Source organism: Mesorhizobium sp. ArgA1 (assembly GCF_053714375.1).
The window spans coordinates 147,783-163,502 of record NZ_JBSKBQ010000003.1 but is presented as its reverse complement, the minus strand read 5'-3'; the positions used below and the strand labels follow the sequence as shown (position 1 = coordinate 163,502).

Sequence of the window (15,720 nt, the reverse complement as noted above, 5' to 3'; positions counted from 1 at the left end):
AATGAAAAGCATTCTTCCCTATTCGCTACTCGCTATTCGCTATTCGCTCGACATCGGGGCACATTGACATGCTTCTCGGCCGCACCGCCAACGGGCTCTACTGGATGAACCGCTATATCGAGCGGGCGGAAAACATGGCGCGTCTGGTCGATGCCGGGCTGCGCATGGCGCTGACCCGCACCCAGAATGCTTCGGAAGAGTGGAATTCGGTGTTGCTCAGTGCCGGCTCCGATGTCGCCTTCACGCAGAAATACCAGGATTATACCGCCGCCAATGTCGCCGACTTCCTGTTGCGCGACACCTCGAACCCGTCGAGCACGATGTCGGCGATCGAGACCGCCCGCAACAATGCCCGCATGGTGCGAACCGCGCTGACGCGCGAGACCTGGGAGAGCATCAACGAGGCCTGGATGGCGCTCAAGCGGATGCTGGCCAAACCCATCGACGAGCGCGACCTGCCCAGCGTGCTCGACGCCATCAAGCGCGAGACGGCGCTGATCCGCGGCTCCTTCTACGGCACCATGCTGCGCAACGAGATTTTCGATTTCTCGCAGCTCGGCACCTATGTCGAGCGCGCCGACAACACGGCGCGCATCCTCGACGTCAAATACTACGTGCTGTTGCCGTCGATTTCCTGGGTCGGTTCGAGCCTCGACAATTATCAGTGGGAATCGATCCTGCGCTCGGTCTCGGCGCATCGTTCCTATCGCTGGGTCTATGAGGCCGACTACAAACCGACCAACATCGCCGACTATCTGATCCTCAATGTCCGCATGCCGCGCTCGCTGACCTTCTGCTATCGTTTTCTCGCCGAGCACCTGAAATTCCTCGGCGACGACTATGGCGAACGCCATGCCTGCCACGCTACCGTCGACAGGACACAGGCGATGCTGAGGGCAGGATCGATCAAGGACATATTCGACGCCGGCCTGCATGAATTCCTGGCCGGGTTCATCCAGGACAACACCAAGCTCGGTGACGAGATCGCACAAGATTACCGGTTCAACTGAGCATGACCCCGAACCGGAGGACCGCGACAGCGAAAAGTGGGTGCCGGTTTTCGGACAAGATCATGCTCACAAACGGAAAATAAGCATGCGGCTGAAAATCACCCATCGGACCGAATACCGCTACGATGCGCCGGTGCACTATCTGCTGCAACGGTTGCGGCTGTTGCCGGTCAGCGGCCCGACGCAGACGGTCTTGTCCTGGGCGCTGAAGATCGAAGGTGCGCGCGAGGAAGTGCGCTTCAACGACCATTTCGGCAACGACAACAGGCTGTTGAGCGTCGAGGGCGAGCGCGACTTCATCACTGTCGAGGCCTCCGGCGAGGTTGTCACGCGCGACACAGCGGGTGTTTCCGGCCCGCATCACGGTTTCGCGCCGCTCTGGCTGTTCAGCCAGGAGACCGCTTTGACCGTTCCCGGCGAGGGCATCCGCGAGCTTGCCGCGGCGGTCGGCAAAGGCACCGACATCGAAAGGCTGCATCGGCTGATGGCGCTGATCGTCGAGCGCGTCGCCTATACGCCGGGCACCACCAGCGTGACGACCCCGGCGGAAGATGCGTTGGCGCTGAAAACCGGCGTCTGCCAGGACCACAGCCACATATTTGTCGCCGCCGCCCGCGCCATGGGCTTCCCGGCCCGCTATGTCAGCGGCTATCTGATGATGGATGCGGCCATCGAACAGGCGGCGAGCCATGCCTGGGCCGAAGCCCACGTCCAGGGTCTCGGTTGGGTCGCCTTCGACGCCGCCAATGGCATTTCCCCTGATGAGCGCTATGTAAGGGTGGCCACCGGTCGCGATTATCGCGACGCCTCCCCGGTGTCGGGAATTCGACTGGGACAGGCGGAGGAACAGCTTGCGGTCACCGTCACGGTAGAGCAGTAGTTCTCGGCAAGATTGCTGCCTGAAGTGATTCCATGACTTATTGCGTCGGCCTCAAGATCGATCGTGGGCTTGTGTTCATGTCGGACACGCGCACCAATGCCGGCATGGATTCGATCTCGACCTTCAAGAAGATGCATGTCTGGGAAGAGCCGGGCGAGCGCGTGATCGTTTTGATGTCAGCCGGCAATCTGGCAACGACGCAGGCCGTTGTCAGCCTGCTCGACGAGCGCACCAAGGCGGTGGAGGATCGCCATGCGACTCTGCTCGAAACCCCCTCAATGTACCAGACCGTGCGGCTGGTCGGCGACACCGTCAAGGAAGTCATCGCCAGTTCGTCGCCAGCCGGCGAGAAGGCGGATTCCTATTTCAATGCGTCCTTCATCCTCGGCGGTCAGATCAAGGGCAGCCCGCCGCGGCTGTTCATGATCTATCCCGAGGGCAATTTCATCGAATCCACCGACGACACGCCGTTCTTCCAGATCGGCGAGACCAAATACGGCAAGCCGATCATCATCCGCGCCTATGAAAGGACGATGAGCCTGGCCGAAACGGTCAAGCTCTTGCTGGTCTCGTTCGATTCGACGCTGAAATCGAACCTGTCCGTCGGCCTGCCTCTGGACTTGCTTTTCCTGGAGAAGGACACGTTCAAGGTCGGACTGAAGAAGCGCATCGGCCAGGACGACCAGTACTACCGCACCATCTCGGACGGTTGGTCGAATGCGCTGAAGGCCGCCTTTGCCAGCCTGCCTGATTTCCCGGGATAGAAATGACCACGGCTAGCCGGCAGGCGCTTGCTGCCGCGGCCGATGATGTTGGCCCAAATCTGGGGACCCGAATGAACAACGATGATTTCCGCCAATGGTCGAGACGCGCCGCGGATTGGGGCGTCGATTACCGCTCCTCGCTGCGCGAAAGACCGGTGCGGCCGCTGGTCGAGCCCGGCGATATTTTTCGCAACATCGAGGCTTCGCCGCCAGAAGCGGCTGAACCGATGGACAGGATTTTTGCCGATTTCGAAGAGAAGATCGTGCCCGGCATGACGCACTGGCAGCATCCGCGCTTCTTCGCCTATTTCCCGGCCAATGCAGCACCGGTCTCGGTGGTGGCCGAATATCTGGTCTCCGCGATGGCCGCGCAATGCATGCTGTGGCAGACCTCGCCGGCCGCCACCGAGCTCGAAACCCGCATCGTCGACTGGATGCGCCAGGCGCTCGGCCTGCCCGAAGGCTTTTCCGGCGTCATCCAGGACTCGGCCTCGTCGGCGACGCTGGCGGCAGTGCTGACCATGCGCGAGCGGGCACTCGACTGGCAGGGCAACAAACACGGCCTGACCGGGCAGAAGCGGGTGCGCATCTACTCCTCCGATCAGGTCCACACCTCGATCGACCGTGCGATCTGGGTGTCTGGTATCGGCGAGGACAATCTGGTCCGCATTCCGGTCGCCGGTCGCTTTCGCGCCATGGACCCGGCGGCACTCGAGGCGGCAATCGTCGCCGACCGCGAAGCCGGCATGCTGCCCGCCGGCATCATCGCCAGCGTCGGCGGCACCAGCACCGGCGGCACCGACAATGTCGCTGAAGTCGCCGCGGTGGCCAAGCGCCACGGGCTCTATCTCCATGTCGATGCCGCCTGGGCCGGATCGGCAATGATCTGCCCGGAGTATCGGCATTTCTGGGCCGGCGCCGAGCAGGCCGATTCCATCGTCTTCAACCCGCACAAATGGCTCGGCGCGCAGTTCGACTGCTCGATGCAGTTCATCCGCCAGCCGGAGGATCTGGTCCGAACGCTGGCGATCAAGCCCGAATTCCTGAAGACGCACGGCCGTGACGGCATCATCAATTATTCCGAATGGTCGGTGCCGCTCGGCCGCCGCTTCCGGGCGCTGAAACTGTGGTTCCTGCTGCGCGCGCATGGGCTGGAGGCGTTGCGCACCATGATCCGAAACCACGTCGCCTGGAGCGAAGGGCTTGCCGCCCGGCTGGCAAGCGAGCCGGATTTCGAGATTGTCACCGAACCGATGCTGTCGCTGTTCTCGTTCCGTCATAAGGCCGCCGGCGATGCCGACGAACACAATCTGCGCCTGGTCAATGCCATCAATGATGACGGCCGCCTTTATCTGACGCAGACGCGGGGCGATGGACAGGTCGCCATTCGTTTCCAGGTAGGACAATTCGAGACCACTGCGGCGGACGTCGATATCGCCTTCACTGTCATTTGCGATTGTGCAAGATCCCTGAGGGACTGACGGGAATTGCCCGGTTGCCGTCGCCGAGGTGGCCAGCAGGGAATTGCGAGCAAGCATATGACCGGCAAGGCGAAGAGGCGAGCCAGAAATCTGAATGATCCGCTCGCCGGGCAAGGTCGCTACCGTTGCCCGCAAGGTGTCTGAACGGGTCTGAGCTGTATCTGCCCGGTTCGCCTTTACAATCATCAATATTTCATTAGCCGGCGTCTGCCTTTTCATTGCTTTCGTTTTCAGCTACAAACAAGAAAAACGAAAACGGGAGGTTCTCTCAGTGTATTTGTCGCCACGTCATGCCGAAATCATCCAGATGGCGAAAGACCATGGCCGCGTGCTGGTTGAAGACCTGGCCACGCATTTCAACGTGACGCCGCAGACCATCCGCAAGGATCTCAACGATCTCTGCGACCAGCGGCTGCTGTCGCGCATCCATGGCGGGGCGTTGTTCCCGTCCGGCATCGAGAACATGGAGTATGAGGCGCGCCGCAAGATCGCGGCCGAGGAGAAAGAGGCGATCGGCCGCGCGGCAGCCAGGCTGATCCCGGACAACGCTTCGCTCTTCATCAATATCGGCACCACGACCGAGGCGGTCAGCAAGGCGCTGCTCGACCATGCCGGGCTCATGGTCATCACCAATAACATCAATGTTGCCAACAGGATGCGCATTTATCCTTCGATCGAGGTGGTGATCGCCGGCGGTGTCGTTCGCGGCTCCGACGGCGGCGTGGTCGGCGAAGCGGCGGTCGACTTTATCAGGCAGTTCAAGGTCGACTACGCCGTCATCGGCGCCTCAGCGATCGACCATGACGGCGCGCTGCTCGACTTCGACTTTCGTGAAGTGAAAGTGGCGCAGGCCATCATTGCCAATGCCAGACATGTCATCCTGGTTTCCGACCAGACCAAGTTCGAACGCACCGCACCGGTTCGCATCGGCCATCTGTCGCAGGTCAACACCTTCATCACCGATCGTTGCGACATCCCGTCGGTGCGCCGGATCTGCGAAGAGGCAGAGGTGCAACTGATCGAGACGTCGCTCGGATAGGTGTGATCACAGCGCCGTTAAATTTCGTTTGACATTCGTTCTGATTTCGAAATAATCCCGATACGGTTTCGTAAAAACCTAAAAATGCTGCAATGCGAAATCGCGGGAGGGCTTTGTGGACGCAATCCATGACATCTTCGTCATCGGTGGCGGCATCAATGGCTGCGGCATTGCCCGCGACGCCGTTGGGCGAGGCTTTTCTGTGTTTCTGGCCGAGATGAACGATCTCGCCAGCGGAACTTCGTCGGGCTCGACCAAGCTGATCCATGGCGGCCTGCGCTATCTCGAATTCTACGAATTCCGGCTGGTGCGCGAGGCGCTGATGGAGCGCGAGGTTCTGTGGAAGAATGCGCCGCACATCATCTGGCCGATGCGCTTCGTGCTGCCCTATGCCAAGGGTTTGCGCCCTGCCTGGCTGATCCGGCTCGGCCTTTTCCTCTACGATCATATTGGTGGCCGCAAATTGCTGCCGGCGACGCGCACGCTCGACATGGCGAAGGACCCGGCCGGCAAGCCGCTGAAGCCGCTGTTTCACAAGGCCTTCGAATATTCGGATGGCTGGGTCAACGATGCCCGCCTGGTGGCGTTGAACGCGCGTGATGCCGCCGACCGCGGCGCCACCGTCCGCACCCGCACGAAAGTCGTCGCGGCGCGGCGCGAAGGCGATCTGTGGGCGATCCGGCTGGAAGACCTGGCGACCGGGAAGGCCGAGGAGGTCAAGGCCCGGCTGCTGGTCAATGCCGCCGGTCCGTGGGTCGACCACGTCCTGTCGACCACTGTGGGCCAGAACGATGTGCACAATGTCCGCCTGGTGCAGGGCAGCCATATCGTCATCAAGAAGAAGTTCGACGATCCGCGCGCGTACTTCTTCCAAAACAAGGACGGGCGCATCATCTTCGCCATTCCCTATGAGGAAGAGTTCACGCTGATCGGCACCACCGATCGCGACTATCCAGGCGATCCCCACGACGTGAAGATCAGCGACACCGAGATCGACTATCTCTGCGCGGCAGCGAGCGAATATTTTGCCCAGCCAGTGAAGCGTTCCGACATCGTCTGGACCTATTCGGCCGTGCGCCCGCTCTACGACGATGGCGCCTCGAAGGCCCAGGAAGCGACCCGCGACTATGTGCTGAAGGCCGATGGCGGCGAAGGCAAGGCGCCGATCGTCAATGCCTTCGGCGGCAAGATCACCACCTATCGCCGGTTGGCGGAATCGATGCTGGAAAAGATCGAAGGTTTTCTCGGCAAGCGCGGCAGGCCATGGACGGCGAACGCGTCCCTGCCGGGGGGCGATTTCCCGGCCACCGGTTTCGACGCGCAGGTGGCGAAGCTGAAGAGCGCCTATCCCTTCCTCGACCAGCGCCTGGCGCGCCGGCTGACGAGGCTTTACGGCACGCGCGCGCAAGTGCTGCTCGGTCTCGCCAAGTCGAATGCCGAGCTCGGCCGCAATTTCGGTGCCGATCTGTATGAGGCAGAAGTGCGCTACCTCTGCGAAAACGAATGGGCGCTGACCGCCGAAGATGTATTGTGGCGCCGCACCAAGCGCGGCCTGCATTTCAGCCGCGAGCAGGTCTCGGCCCTCGACGAATTCATGCGCGGCATCAGCCAGCGCCATGTCGTGGCCGCGGAATAGGGAAGGCGATTGATGCACAAAGCCTGGGAGGAGGCATTATGCTGGAACTGAGAAACGTGACGAAGACGGTCGGTGCGGCGGAGCATATCCGCGACGTGTCGCTGACGCTTCAGCATGGCTCGCTCAATGTCCTGCTCGGGCCGACGCTGTCCGGCAAGACCAGCCTGATGCGGCTGATGGCCGGCCTCGACGTGCCGAACTCCGGCTCGGTCTGGTTCGACGGCCAGAATGTCACCGGTATGCCGGTGCAGCAGCGCAAGATCGCCATGGTCTACCAGCAGTTCATCAATTACCCCGCGATGACCGTCTATGAGAACATCGCCTCGCCGCTGCGGGTGGCCGGCACCGATCAGGCCAAGATCGACAAGGAAGTCCGCAACGCGGCAGCGCTCCTCAAGCTGACGCCCTATCTCGACCGCACCCCGCTCAGCCTGTCCGGCGGCCAGCAGCAGCGCACTGCGCTCGCCCGCGCCATCGTCAAGAACGCCAGTCTGGTGCTGCTCGACGAGCCGCTCGCCAATCTCGACTACAAGCTTCGCGAGGAGTTGCGCGCCGAACTGCCGAAGATTTTTGCCGCCGCCGGCACCATCTTCGTCTACGCCACGACCGAGCCGCACGAGGCGCTGCTGCTCGGCGGAAATACGGCAACACTGTCCGAGGGTCGCATCACTCAGTTCGGGCCGACCATCGATGTCTTCCGCAAGCCGATCGACCTGGTGACGGCAAAGACCTTTGCCGATCCGCCGCTCAACACCATCGTGCTGGCCAAGAAGGGTCCGGATTTTCTGCTCGAGGGCGGCGTCAAGCTGCCGGTGCCGACCCAACTCGCCGGCATTGCCGACGCCAATTACACAATCGGCTTCCAGCCGCATCATCTGTCGCTCGAGCGGCCCGACGCGGTCGCCGTGCCGGTCCGCGCCAAGGTCACGATCACCGAGATCACCGGTTCGGAAAGCTTCATCCATCTCGATTTCGCCGACGCGCGCTGGGTCATGCTGACTCACGGCATCCTCGACTTCGAGCCCGACGCCGAGATCGACGTGTTCATCGATCCGCGCCATATCATGGTCTTCGACGGCAACGGCAGTGCCGTCGCCGCGCCGAAGCTCGCGGCTTGAGGGGGAAGAGATGGCGCGCATCGACGTCAACCATGTCAGGCACTCCTACCTGCCCAACCCGCAGAAGGATGCCGATTTCGCGCTGAGGGAAGTGCACCACACTTTCGAGGATGGCGGCGCCTATGCGCTGCTTGGGCCGTCCGGCTGCGGAAAGACCACGCTGCTCAACATCATTTCGGGACTTTTGCATCCCTCGCACGGAGAACTGCTGTTCAACGGCAAGGACGTCACCAACCTGTCGACGCAGGAGCGCAACATTGCGCAGGTGTTCCAGTTCCCGGTCATCTACGACACCATGACCGTCTACGACAATCTGGCCTTCCCGCTGCGCAACCGCGGCGTGCCGGAGGCCGACGTCGACCGCAAGGTGCGCGAGACACTGGAGATGATCGACCTTGCGTCGTGGGCCAAGAAGAAGGCGAGGGGCCTGACCGCCGACCAGAAGCAGAAGATTTCGCTCGGCCGCGGCCTGGTGCGCTCGGACGTCAATGCCATCCTCTTCGACGAGCCGCTGACCGTCATCGACCCGCATATGAAGTGGGTGCTGCGCTCGCAATTGAAGCAGCTTCACCGCCGCTTCGGCTACACCATGGTCTATGTCACCCATGACCAGACCGAGGCGCTGACCTTCGCCGACCAGGTCGTCGTCATGTATGATGGCGGCATTGTCCAGATCGGCACGCCGGCCGAACTGTTCGAGCGCCCGCGCCACACTTTCGTCGGTTATTTCATCGGTTCGCCCGGCATGAACGTCATGCCGGTGGCAATCGAGGGCAAGACCGCGACCATCGGCAGCCAGCGCATCGAACTGCCCGGCGCGCCAAAAACCGGCGCCGGCGCGATCGAGCTCGGCATCCGTCCCGAATATGTCCGGCTTGGCCGCGACGGCATGGCGGTGAAGATCAGCAAGGTCGAGGATCTCGGCCGCCACAAGGTGGTGCGCGCCAGTCTCGAAGGCCGCGAGATCGCAGCTGTCATCGGCGAGGATGAAAGCGTGCCGGCCGAACCAAAAGTGCGCTTCGATCCGGCCGGCATCAACATCTATGCCGATTCCTGGCGCGTCGAGATGGGGGCATAGATGGAAAAGACCTGGAACAACAAGGCCTGGTTCCTTGTCCTGCCGGTGCTGGTCCTGGTGGCGTTCTCGGCCGTCATCCCGCTGATGACGGTCGTCAACTATTCGGTGCAGGACACGTTCGGCAACAATCAGTTCTTCTGGGCCGGCACCGAATGGTTCGAGGAGCTCTTGTCATCCGACCGCTTCTGGGAAGCGATGGTCCGCAACCTGATCTTCTCCTTTATCATCCTCGCCATCGAAGTGCCGCTCGGCATCTTCATCGCGCTGAACATGCCGAAGAAAGGCTGGGGCGTTCCGGTCTGCCTGGTGCTGATGGCGCTGCCGCTCTTGATCCCGTGGAACGTCGTCGGCACCATCTGGCAGGTCTTCGGCCGCAACGACATCGGCCTGCTCGGATACTACGTCAACGCGCTCGGCATCGACTACAATTACGTCCAGGACCCGTACGACGCCTGGGTCACCATCATCATCATGGACGTCTGGCACTGGACCAGCCTTGTCGTGCTGCTTTGCTATGCCGGCCTGGTTTCGATCCCCGACGCCTTCTACCAGGCGGCCAAGATCGACGGCGCCTCGCGTTGGGCGGTGTTCCGCTACATCCAGCTGCCGAAGATGCAACGTGTGCTGCTGATCGCCGTGCTGTTGCGCTTCATGGATAGCTTCATGATTTACACCGAGCCTTTCGTCGTCACTGGCGGCGGCCCCGGCAATTCGACGACCTTCCTGTCGATCGACCTCGTCAAGACAGCACTTGGCCAGTTCGACCTCGGTCCGGCGGCGGCGATGTCGCTGGTCTACTTCTTGATCATCCTGTTGTTGTCGTGGGTGTTCTACACCGTGATGACCAACTACGACGCGGAGCGCTGAGATGAGCGGCGCCAATGAGAGAGCTGACCGAGTGAGCGAGACGACAGCCGAGGGCAAACTGGCGAGCACGCTCTCGCAGGAGCAGGTCGCCCGGCTGATGCGCAAGCGCGGCGAGGAATCGCGCTGGTGGTGGATCGTGCCGACGGTCTACATCATCGTGCTGTTGCTGCCGATCTACTGGCTCATCAATATGAGCTTCAAGACCAATGCCGAGATCGTCTCGTCGCTGACGCTCTATCCGCATTCGCCGACGATCGCCAACTACGTCACCATCTTCACCGACGCATCCTGGTATTCGGGCTACATCAACTCGATCACCTATGTGGTGATGAACATGGTGATTTCGGTCGCAGCGGCACTGCCTGCGGCCTACGCTTTTTCGCGCTACCGCTTCCTCGGCGACAAGCACCTGTTCTTCTGGCTTTTGACCAACCGCATGGCGCCGCCGGCGGTGTTCGCGCTGCCGTTCTTCCAGCTCTATTCCGCCTTCGGCCTGATCGACACGCATATTGCCGTTGCCCTGGCGCACTGCCTGTTTAACGTGCCGCTGGCGGTGTGGATCCTCGAAGGTTTCATGTCGGGCGTGCCGAAAGAGATCGACGAGACCGCCTATATTGACGGCTACTCCTTCCCGCGCTTCTTCGTGAAGATATTCATGCCGCTGATCGCCAGCGGCATCGGCGTCGCCTGCTTCTTCTGCTTCATGTTCTCATGGGTGGAACTGTTGATCGCGCGCACGCTGACCACCACCGATGCCAAGCCGATCGCCGCCACCATGACCCGCACCGTCTCTGCCGCCGGCATGGACTGGGGCCTGCTCGCCGCCGCCGGCGTGCTGACGCTGATCCCCGGCGCGCTCGTCATCTGGTTTGTCCGCAACTACATCGCCAAGGGCTTCGCCCTGGGGAGGGTGTAACCATGGACCTCGATCTCACCTGGATGGCGTGGACGTGGCCGACGGCGGCGTTCTTCGGCACCATTCTTCTGCTGCTGTGCGGCATGGCGGCCTGGGAATTCGTCTCGCCGGGCGGCAATCCGCGCGTCGGCGTGCTGCGCTTCGAGACGACGCGCGGCGATCGCCTTTTCCTTTCGCTGCTAGGCAGCGCCTTTATCCATCTCGCTTGGCTGGGTCTTGTCGGATCCAACCTGTGGTGGGCTCTCGCTCTCTCCGTGGTCTACGCCATTGGCGTGTTCCGCTACGTATAGAGGGGGAAACTGTTGGAGCGACCGCGTGCCGGCGGCCGCTCCAGATCGCACTTGAAACCTAAATGTGGAGGAAACCTATGCGACGGCAATTTTTAACATCTACGACCGCGCTTGTCCTGTTGCTCGGGGCAGGCAATGCCTATGCCGGAATGGATGAGGCCAAGGCCTTCCTGGACAAGGAAATCGGCCCGCTGTCGACGCTTTCGCGCGCCGACCAGGAAGCCGAAATGCAGTGGTTCATCGATGCCGCGAAGCCTTTCGCCGGCATGGACATCAAGGTTGTCTCGGAAACCATCGCCACCCACTCCTATGAATCGCAGGTGCTGGCGCCGGCCTTCTCCGCCATCACCGGCATCAAGGTGACGCACGACACCATCCAGGAAGGTGACGTCGTCGAGAAGATCCAGACCCAGATGCAGACCGGCCAGAACCTTTATGACGGCTGGGTCAACGATTCCGATCTGATCGGCACTCACTGGCGCTACCAGCAGGTCCGCAACCTGACCGACTGGATGGCTGGCGACGGCAAGGATGTCACCAACCCGAACCTCGACCTGAAGGACTTCATCGGCACGTCCTTCACCACCGCGCCGGACAAGAAGCTCTACCAGCTGCCCGACCAGCAGTTCGCGAACCTCTACTGGTTCCGCTACGACTGGTTCAACGACGAGAAGAACAAGGCCGACTTCAAGGCCAAATACGGCTACGACCTCGGCGTTCCCGTCAACTGGTCGGCCTATGAGGACATCGCCGAATTCTTCACCGGCCGTGAGATCGACGGCAAGAAGGTCTATGGCCACATGGACTACGGCAAGAAGGACCCGTCGCTCGGCTGGCGGTTCACCGATGCCTGGCTGTCGATGGCCGGCAATGGCGACAAGGGCATTCCGAACGGCCTGCCGGTCGACGAATGGGGCATCAAGGTCGACGAGAATTCGCGTCCTGTCGGCTCCTGCACCGCGCGCGGCGGCGACACCAATGGCCCGGCCGCCGTCTACTCGATCCAGAAGTACCTCGACTGGCTGAAGGCCTACGCCCCGGCCGAAGCGCAGGGCATGACCTTCTCCGAATCCGGCCCGGTGCCGGCGCAGGGTGCGGTCGCGCAGCAGATCTTCTGGTACACCGCCTTCACCGCTTCGATGGTCGACGCGGGCGCCAAGGCGGTGATGAACGACGACGGCACGCCGAAGTGGCGCATGGCCCCGTCGCCGCATGGCGTCTACTGGAAGGACGGCATGAAGCTCGGATATCAGGACGTCGGTTCCTGGACGCTGATGAAGTCGACGCCGACCGACCGCGCCAAGGCCGCCTGGCTCTACGCGCAGTTCGTGACCTCGAAGACGGTGGATGTGAAGAAGAGCCATGTCGGCCTGACCTTCATCCGCGAGAGCACGATCCACGACAAGAGCTTCACCGAACGCGCTCCGAAGCTCGGCGGCCTGATCGAGTTCTACCGCTCGCCGGCCCGTGTCCAGTGGTCGCCGACCGGCACAAACGTGCCTGACTATCCGAAGCTGGCACAGCTCTGGTGGCAGGCGATCGGCGATGCCTCGTCCGGCGCCAAGTCGGCGCAGGAAGCCATGGACTCGCTCTGCGCCGAGCAGGAAAAGGTCATGAGCCGCATCGAGAAGTCGGGTGTCCAGGGCGATATCGGCCCGAAGATGGCCGAAGAGCATGACCTTGCCTACTGGAACGCCGACGCGGTCAAGAAGGGCAATCTCGCACCTCAGCTCAAGATCGAGAACGAGAAGGAAAAGCCGGTCACCATCAACTACGACGAACTGGTGAAGAGCTGGCAGAAGTAATCTTGGCGCCCGCGCCAAGACCATAGTGAAACGGGGAGGCGGCAATTTGCCGTCTCCCCTGTTTGTATGATTACCGGGAGGGCCTATGACCGGACACATCCTTGCCATCGACCAGGGCACGACTTCGACCAGGGCGATCCTGTTCGACGGCGAGATGAAGGTTGCCGGCAGCAACCAGCAGGAATTCACCCAGCATTACCCCGCTTCCGGTTGGGTCGAGCACGATCCCGAAGAAATCTGGGCAAGCGTCGTCGCTACGGTCAAAGGCGCCCTGAAGAACGCCGGCCGCGAGGCATCCGACGTGGCCGCAATCGGCATCACCAACCAGCGCGAAACCGTCGTCATCTGGGAGAGGGCGACCGGCAAGCCGATCCATCATGCCATCGTCTGGCAAGACCGCCGCACCGCGCCGCTATGCCAGAAATTGAAGAAGCAGGGGTTGGAGAAGACATTCACCAAAAAGACCGGCCTGCTGCTCGATCCCTATTTCTCCGGCACCAAGATCGCCTGGATGCTGGACAAGGTGAAAGGTGCGAGAAAGCGCGCCGAGAAGGGCGAATTGCTCGCCGGCACAATCGACAGTTTTTTGATCTGGCGGCTGACCGGCGGCAAGGTTCACGCGACAGACGCCACCAACGCCTCGCGCACGCTGGTCTACAATATCGCGAAAAATGTCTGGGACGACGAGCTGCTGTCCATCCTGCGCATCCCCGCCGCGATGCTGCCTGAGGTGAAGGATTGCGCCGACGACTACGGCGCGACGGAGAAAAGCCTGTTTGGCGCTGAGATAAACATTCTCGGCGTGGCCGGTGACCAGCACGCAGCGACCATTGGCCAGGCCTGTTTCGAGCCGGGCATGATGAAATCGACCTATGGCACCGGCTGTTTCGCGCTGCTCAACACCGGCGCCGACCTGGTGCGCTCGAAGAACCGGCTTCTGACCACCATCGCCTACCGCCTGAACGGCAAGACCACCTATGCGCTGGAAGGCTCGATCTTCATCGCCGGGGCCGCGGTGCAATGGCTGCGCGACGGCATCAAGGTGATCGGCAAGGCCGAGCACAGCGGCAAACTGGCCGCCGAGGCTGATCCTACGCAGAACGTCTATCTGGTGCCGGCTTTCGTCGGGCTGGGGGCGCCACACTGGGATGCCGAGGCGCGCGGCGCAATCTTCGGACTGACGCGCAATTCCGGCCCGGCGGAGTTTGCCCGCGCGGCACTCGAATCCGTCGCCTACCAGACCCGCGACCTGCTCGACGCTATGCGCAAGGATTGGAAGGGGGCTTCAGCGAAAACTGTGCTTCGCGTCGATGGCGGCATGGTGGCGTCCGACTGGACCATGCAGCGGCTGGCCGACATTCTCGACGCGCCGGTCGATCGCCCGACCATCCTGGAGACGACGGCGCTAGGCGCCGCTTGGCTCGCCGGCTCGAAGGCGGGCGTGTGGCCAAAGGCGAAGGACTTTGCCAGGAGCTGGGCGCTCGAGCGGCGCTTCAAGCCGGACATGGATGCCGCTGTCCGTTCGGCAAAGCTGGCGGGCTGGCGCGATGCGGTGCGCAGGACGCTGACCGCATCCTGACGGTCTCGACAAAAACGAAGGCCCGCACCTTAACGGCGCGAGCCTCGCTACGCACTTAGTGCTCACTCAACTTACCACCTGTTACTCACCCGCCGGGGTCAGTAGGGCGAACGGCACTGCTTTCTGCCGCCGTAGTTCGGCTGGAAGGTGTTGTCCGAGGCGCGGTAGCTGCGATAGTGGTCATAGCACCACTGCACGTGCGCATCGCCTTCATAGACGCGGTGGTTCTCGCTGTTGATGATCGCGCCGGTGATCAGGGCGCCGGTGGCGAAGGCAGCCAGCGGGAACCAGTAGTCGCCGTGACGGCGATAGCCATGGCGATAGTGACGAGAGCCGCGATGGCCGTTCCAGTAGGGCCCGTCATTGTTGTAGCGCGAGAAATTGGGGGTGCCGTTGAAGTTACGCTTCATCCACGGCTTGTAGTCAACCGCCTGCACATCGGACGATACCGACGGCGCCTGCGGGGCCAACACCTGGGCAGCGCCCGCCGGCACTGCGAACGACGCTGACAGCGCGGCCGCCAGCATACCCGACATGATCTTGTTCATGGCCTTCTCCCGAAATGGGTGGTTCATGTCCCTTGTGCGGAGAAAACGGATCGGCAGTGCGATGGTTCCCCCCAAAACATTAAGTTGCTGATTTGTAATGTTTCTCCAGTCAATCGCAGAAGAAGACCCATCTCCCACGCCTGCAGATTTTGAAGCGGTGGCCTTATTGAGGGAGCGGCTCACCGGGCTCCAGCCAAGGCAATTTGCGGGGTGTCAGGGGATGGCGGAAACCTCGGTGAAAGACCCATCTTTTTCCGGTTGACCGGTCGCGGCACTCTCCCTATGTTCCGCGCAATTTCGAGGGCGGCCTATTAGAGCCCGCGGGAGCGCGTAGCTCAGCCGGTAGAGCAACTGACTTTTAATCAGTAGGTCATGGGTTCGAATCCCATCGCGCTCACCAAAAACCCAAGGTAAATCAACGGCTTGTGAGAGGTGAGGGCGGAATTCTGTGTCCGCGAAATTTCGTGTCCGCGCCCCGGCATGTAGGATTATAGTCCTCGTTGTGGCGATCCCCTCAATCGGAGTTCGCTATCATGGCAAGAACCAAGCCTTCCAAACAGCTTTCACAGGCTCAAATCGAGTGCTTCCTTGTGGCAGCGGAGGCGCTGCACAAAAGCATCGTCGGTCCTCTCCTTGCCTGCAACTGAGAGCACTACCGCGCGCTTCGTGAGGTCCATGAACCGCTGTTGAAAGCGATTGTGACCATCAC

At 61.7% G+C, this 15,720-nt stretch carries 14 protein-coding genes and 1 tRNA gene; 14 read left to right on the top strand and 1 reads right to left on the bottom strand.

All coding sequences use genetic code 11. The features are described from left to right. Positions 1–68 precede the first annotated feature (68 nt). The 13 genes from ACWGTI_RS10550 to glpK all read left to right on the top strand — a co-directional run bounded on the left by ACWGTI_RS10550 (position 69) and on the right by glpK (position 14,463). The gene (locus ACWGTI_RS10550) at positions 69–1,010 is read left to right on the top strand and encodes an alpha-E domain-containing protein (protein WP_454587056.1); all 942 of its coding nucleotides are present in this window, start codon (positions 69–71) and stop codon (positions 1,008–1,010) included. Positions 1,011–1,095: 85 nt separating this feature from the next. Beyond that, positions 1,096–1,890: a transglutaminase family protein gene (locus tag ACWGTI_RS10545; RefSeq protein ID WP_454587055.1), complete on the top strand. Its 795-nt coding sequence runs from the start codon at positions 1,096–1,098 to the stop codon at positions 1,888–1,890. 32 nt (positions 1,891–1,922) lie between these two features. Continuing rightward, positions 1,923–2,654 carry a peptidase gene (locus tag ACWGTI_RS10540; RefSeq protein WP_454574960.1) on the top strand — a complete coding sequence of 244 codons (732 nt, stop codon included), beginning with the start codon at positions 1,923–1,925 and terminating at the stop codon, positions 2,652–2,654. 71 nt (positions 2,655–2,725) lie between these two features. Then, the gene (locus ACWGTI_RS10535; RefSeq protein ID WP_454587054.1) at positions 2,726–4,135 is read left to right on the top strand and encodes a pyridoxal phosphate-dependent decarboxylase family protein; all 1,410 of its coding nucleotides are present in this window, start codon (positions 2,726–2,728) and stop codon (positions 4,133–4,135) included. Positions 4,136–4,406: 271 nt separating this feature from the next. Further along, the gene (locus ACWGTI_RS10530) at positions 4,407–5,174 is read left to right on the top strand and encodes a DeoR/GlpR family DNA-binding transcription regulator (RefSeq protein ID WP_454587053.1); all 768 of its coding nucleotides are present in this window, start codon (positions 4,407–4,409) and stop codon (positions 5,172–5,174) included. A 115-nt stretch (positions 5,175–5,289) separates the two neighbouring features. Beyond that, positions 5,290–6,810, top strand: coding sequence for a glycerol-3-phosphate dehydrogenase (gene glpD, locus ACWGTI_RS10525; RefSeq protein WP_454587052.1), 1,521 nt, complete (start codon positions 5,290–5,292; stop codon positions 6,808–6,810). Between the two features lie 38 nt (positions 6,811–6,848). Continuing rightward, positions 6,849–7,928, top strand: a complete 1,080-nt coding sequence (locus ACWGTI_RS10520; RefSeq protein WP_454587051.1) for an ABC transporter ATP-binding protein — start codon at positions 6,849–6,851, stop codon at positions 7,926–7,928. 10 nt (positions 7,929–7,938) lie between these two features. Next, on the top strand, positions 7,939–9,006 hold the full coding sequence (locus tag ACWGTI_RS10515) for an ABC transporter ATP-binding protein (RefSeq protein ID WP_454587050.1): 1,068 nt from the start codon (positions 7,939–7,941) through the stop codon (positions 9,004–9,006). After that, entirely contained in the window at positions 9,007–9,873 is an 867-nt protein-coding gene (locus ACWGTI_RS10510) for a carbohydrate ABC transporter permease (protein WP_454574966.1), read from the top strand. Position 9,874: 1 nt separating this feature from the next. Further along, complete coding sequence (locus ACWGTI_RS10505; protein ID WP_454587049.1) at positions 9,875–10,789, top strand: carbohydrate ABC transporter permease; 915 nt, start codon at positions 9,875–9,877, stop codon at positions 10,787–10,789. A gap of 2 nt (positions 10,790–10,791) precedes the next feature. Further along, positions 10,792–11,079 carry a DUF2160 domain-containing protein gene (locus tag ACWGTI_RS10500; protein WP_454587048.1) on the top strand — a complete coding sequence of 96 codons (288 nt, stop codon included), beginning with the start codon at positions 10,792–10,794 and terminating at the stop codon, positions 11,077–11,079. Between the two features lie 77 nt (positions 11,080–11,156). Continuing rightward, positions 11,157–12,884 (top strand): ABC transporter substrate-binding protein, encoded by a 1,728-nt coding sequence (locus ACWGTI_RS10495; RefSeq protein ID WP_454587047.1) that lies wholly within the window; start codon positions 11,157–11,159, stop codon positions 12,882–12,884. An 85-nt stretch (positions 12,885–12,969) separates the two neighbouring features. Then, on the top strand, positions 12,970–14,463 hold the full coding sequence (gene glpK / locus ACWGTI_RS10490; protein WP_454587046.1) for a glycerol kinase GlpK: 1,494 nt from the start codon (positions 12,970–12,972) through the stop codon (positions 14,461–14,463). Between the two features lie 98 nt (positions 14,464–14,561). Here the strand turns inward: glpK and ACWGTI_RS10485 are convergent, their stop codons facing one another. Further along, positions 14,562–15,011, bottom strand: coding sequence for a BA14K family protein (locus tag ACWGTI_RS10485; protein WP_454587045.1), 450 nt, complete (start codon positions 15,009–15,011; stop codon positions 14,562–14,564). A 324-nt stretch (positions 15,012–15,335) separates the two neighbouring features. On the opposite strand from ACWGTI_RS10485, the gene ACWGTI_RS10480 reads away from it, so the two are divergent. Further along, a tRNA-Lys gene (locus ACWGTI_RS10480) sits at positions 15,336–15,411 on the top strand. Positions 15,412–15,720: the final 309 nt, after the last annotated feature.

Coding starts and splice junctions, on each gene's coding strand:
- ACWGTI_RS10510 (WP_454574966.1), top strand. CDS start 9,007: ATGGAAAAGACCTGGAACAACAAGGCCTGGTTCCTTGTCCTGCCGGTG.
- ACWGTI_RS10520 (WP_454587051.1), top strand. CDS start 6,849: ATGCTGGAACTGAGAAACGTGACGAAGACGGTCGGTGCGGCGGAGCAT.
- ACWGTI_RS10515 (WP_454587050.1), top strand. CDS start 7,939: ATGGCGCGCATCGACGTCAACCATGTCAGGCACTCCTACCTGCCCAAC.
- ACWGTI_RS10485 (WP_454587045.1), bottom strand. CDS start 15,011: ATGAACAAGATCATGTCGGGTATGCTGGCGGCCGCGCTGTCAGCGTCG.
- ACWGTI_RS10545 (WP_454587055.1), top strand. CDS start 1,096: ATGCGGCTGAAAATCACCCATCGGACCGAATACCGCTACGATGCGCCG.
- ACWGTI_RS10500 (WP_454587048.1), top strand. CDS start 10,792: ATGGACCTCGATCTCACCTGGATGGCGTGGACGTGGCCGACGGCGGCG.
- ACWGTI_RS10505 (WP_454587049.1), top strand. CDS start 9,875: ATGAGCGGCGCCAATGAGAGAGCTGACCGAGTGAGCGAGACGACAGCC.
- ACWGTI_RS10495 (WP_454587047.1), top strand. CDS start 11,157: ATGCGACGGCAATTTTTAACATCTACGACCGCGCTTGTCCTGTTGCTC.
- ACWGTI_RS10550 (WP_454587056.1), top strand. CDS start 69: ATGCTTCTCGGCCGCACCGCCAACGGGCTCTACTGGATGAACCGCTAT.
- glpK (WP_454587046.1), top strand. CDS start 12,970: ATGACCGGACACATCCTTGCCATCGACCAGGGCACGACTTCGACCAGG.
- ACWGTI_RS10540 (WP_454574960.1), top strand. CDS start 1,923: ATGACTTATTGCGTCGGCCTCAAGATCGATCGTGGGCTTGTGTTCATG.
- ACWGTI_RS10535 (WP_454587054.1), top strand. CDS start 2,726: ATGAACAACGATGATTTCCGCCAATGGTCGAGACGCGCCGCGGATTGG.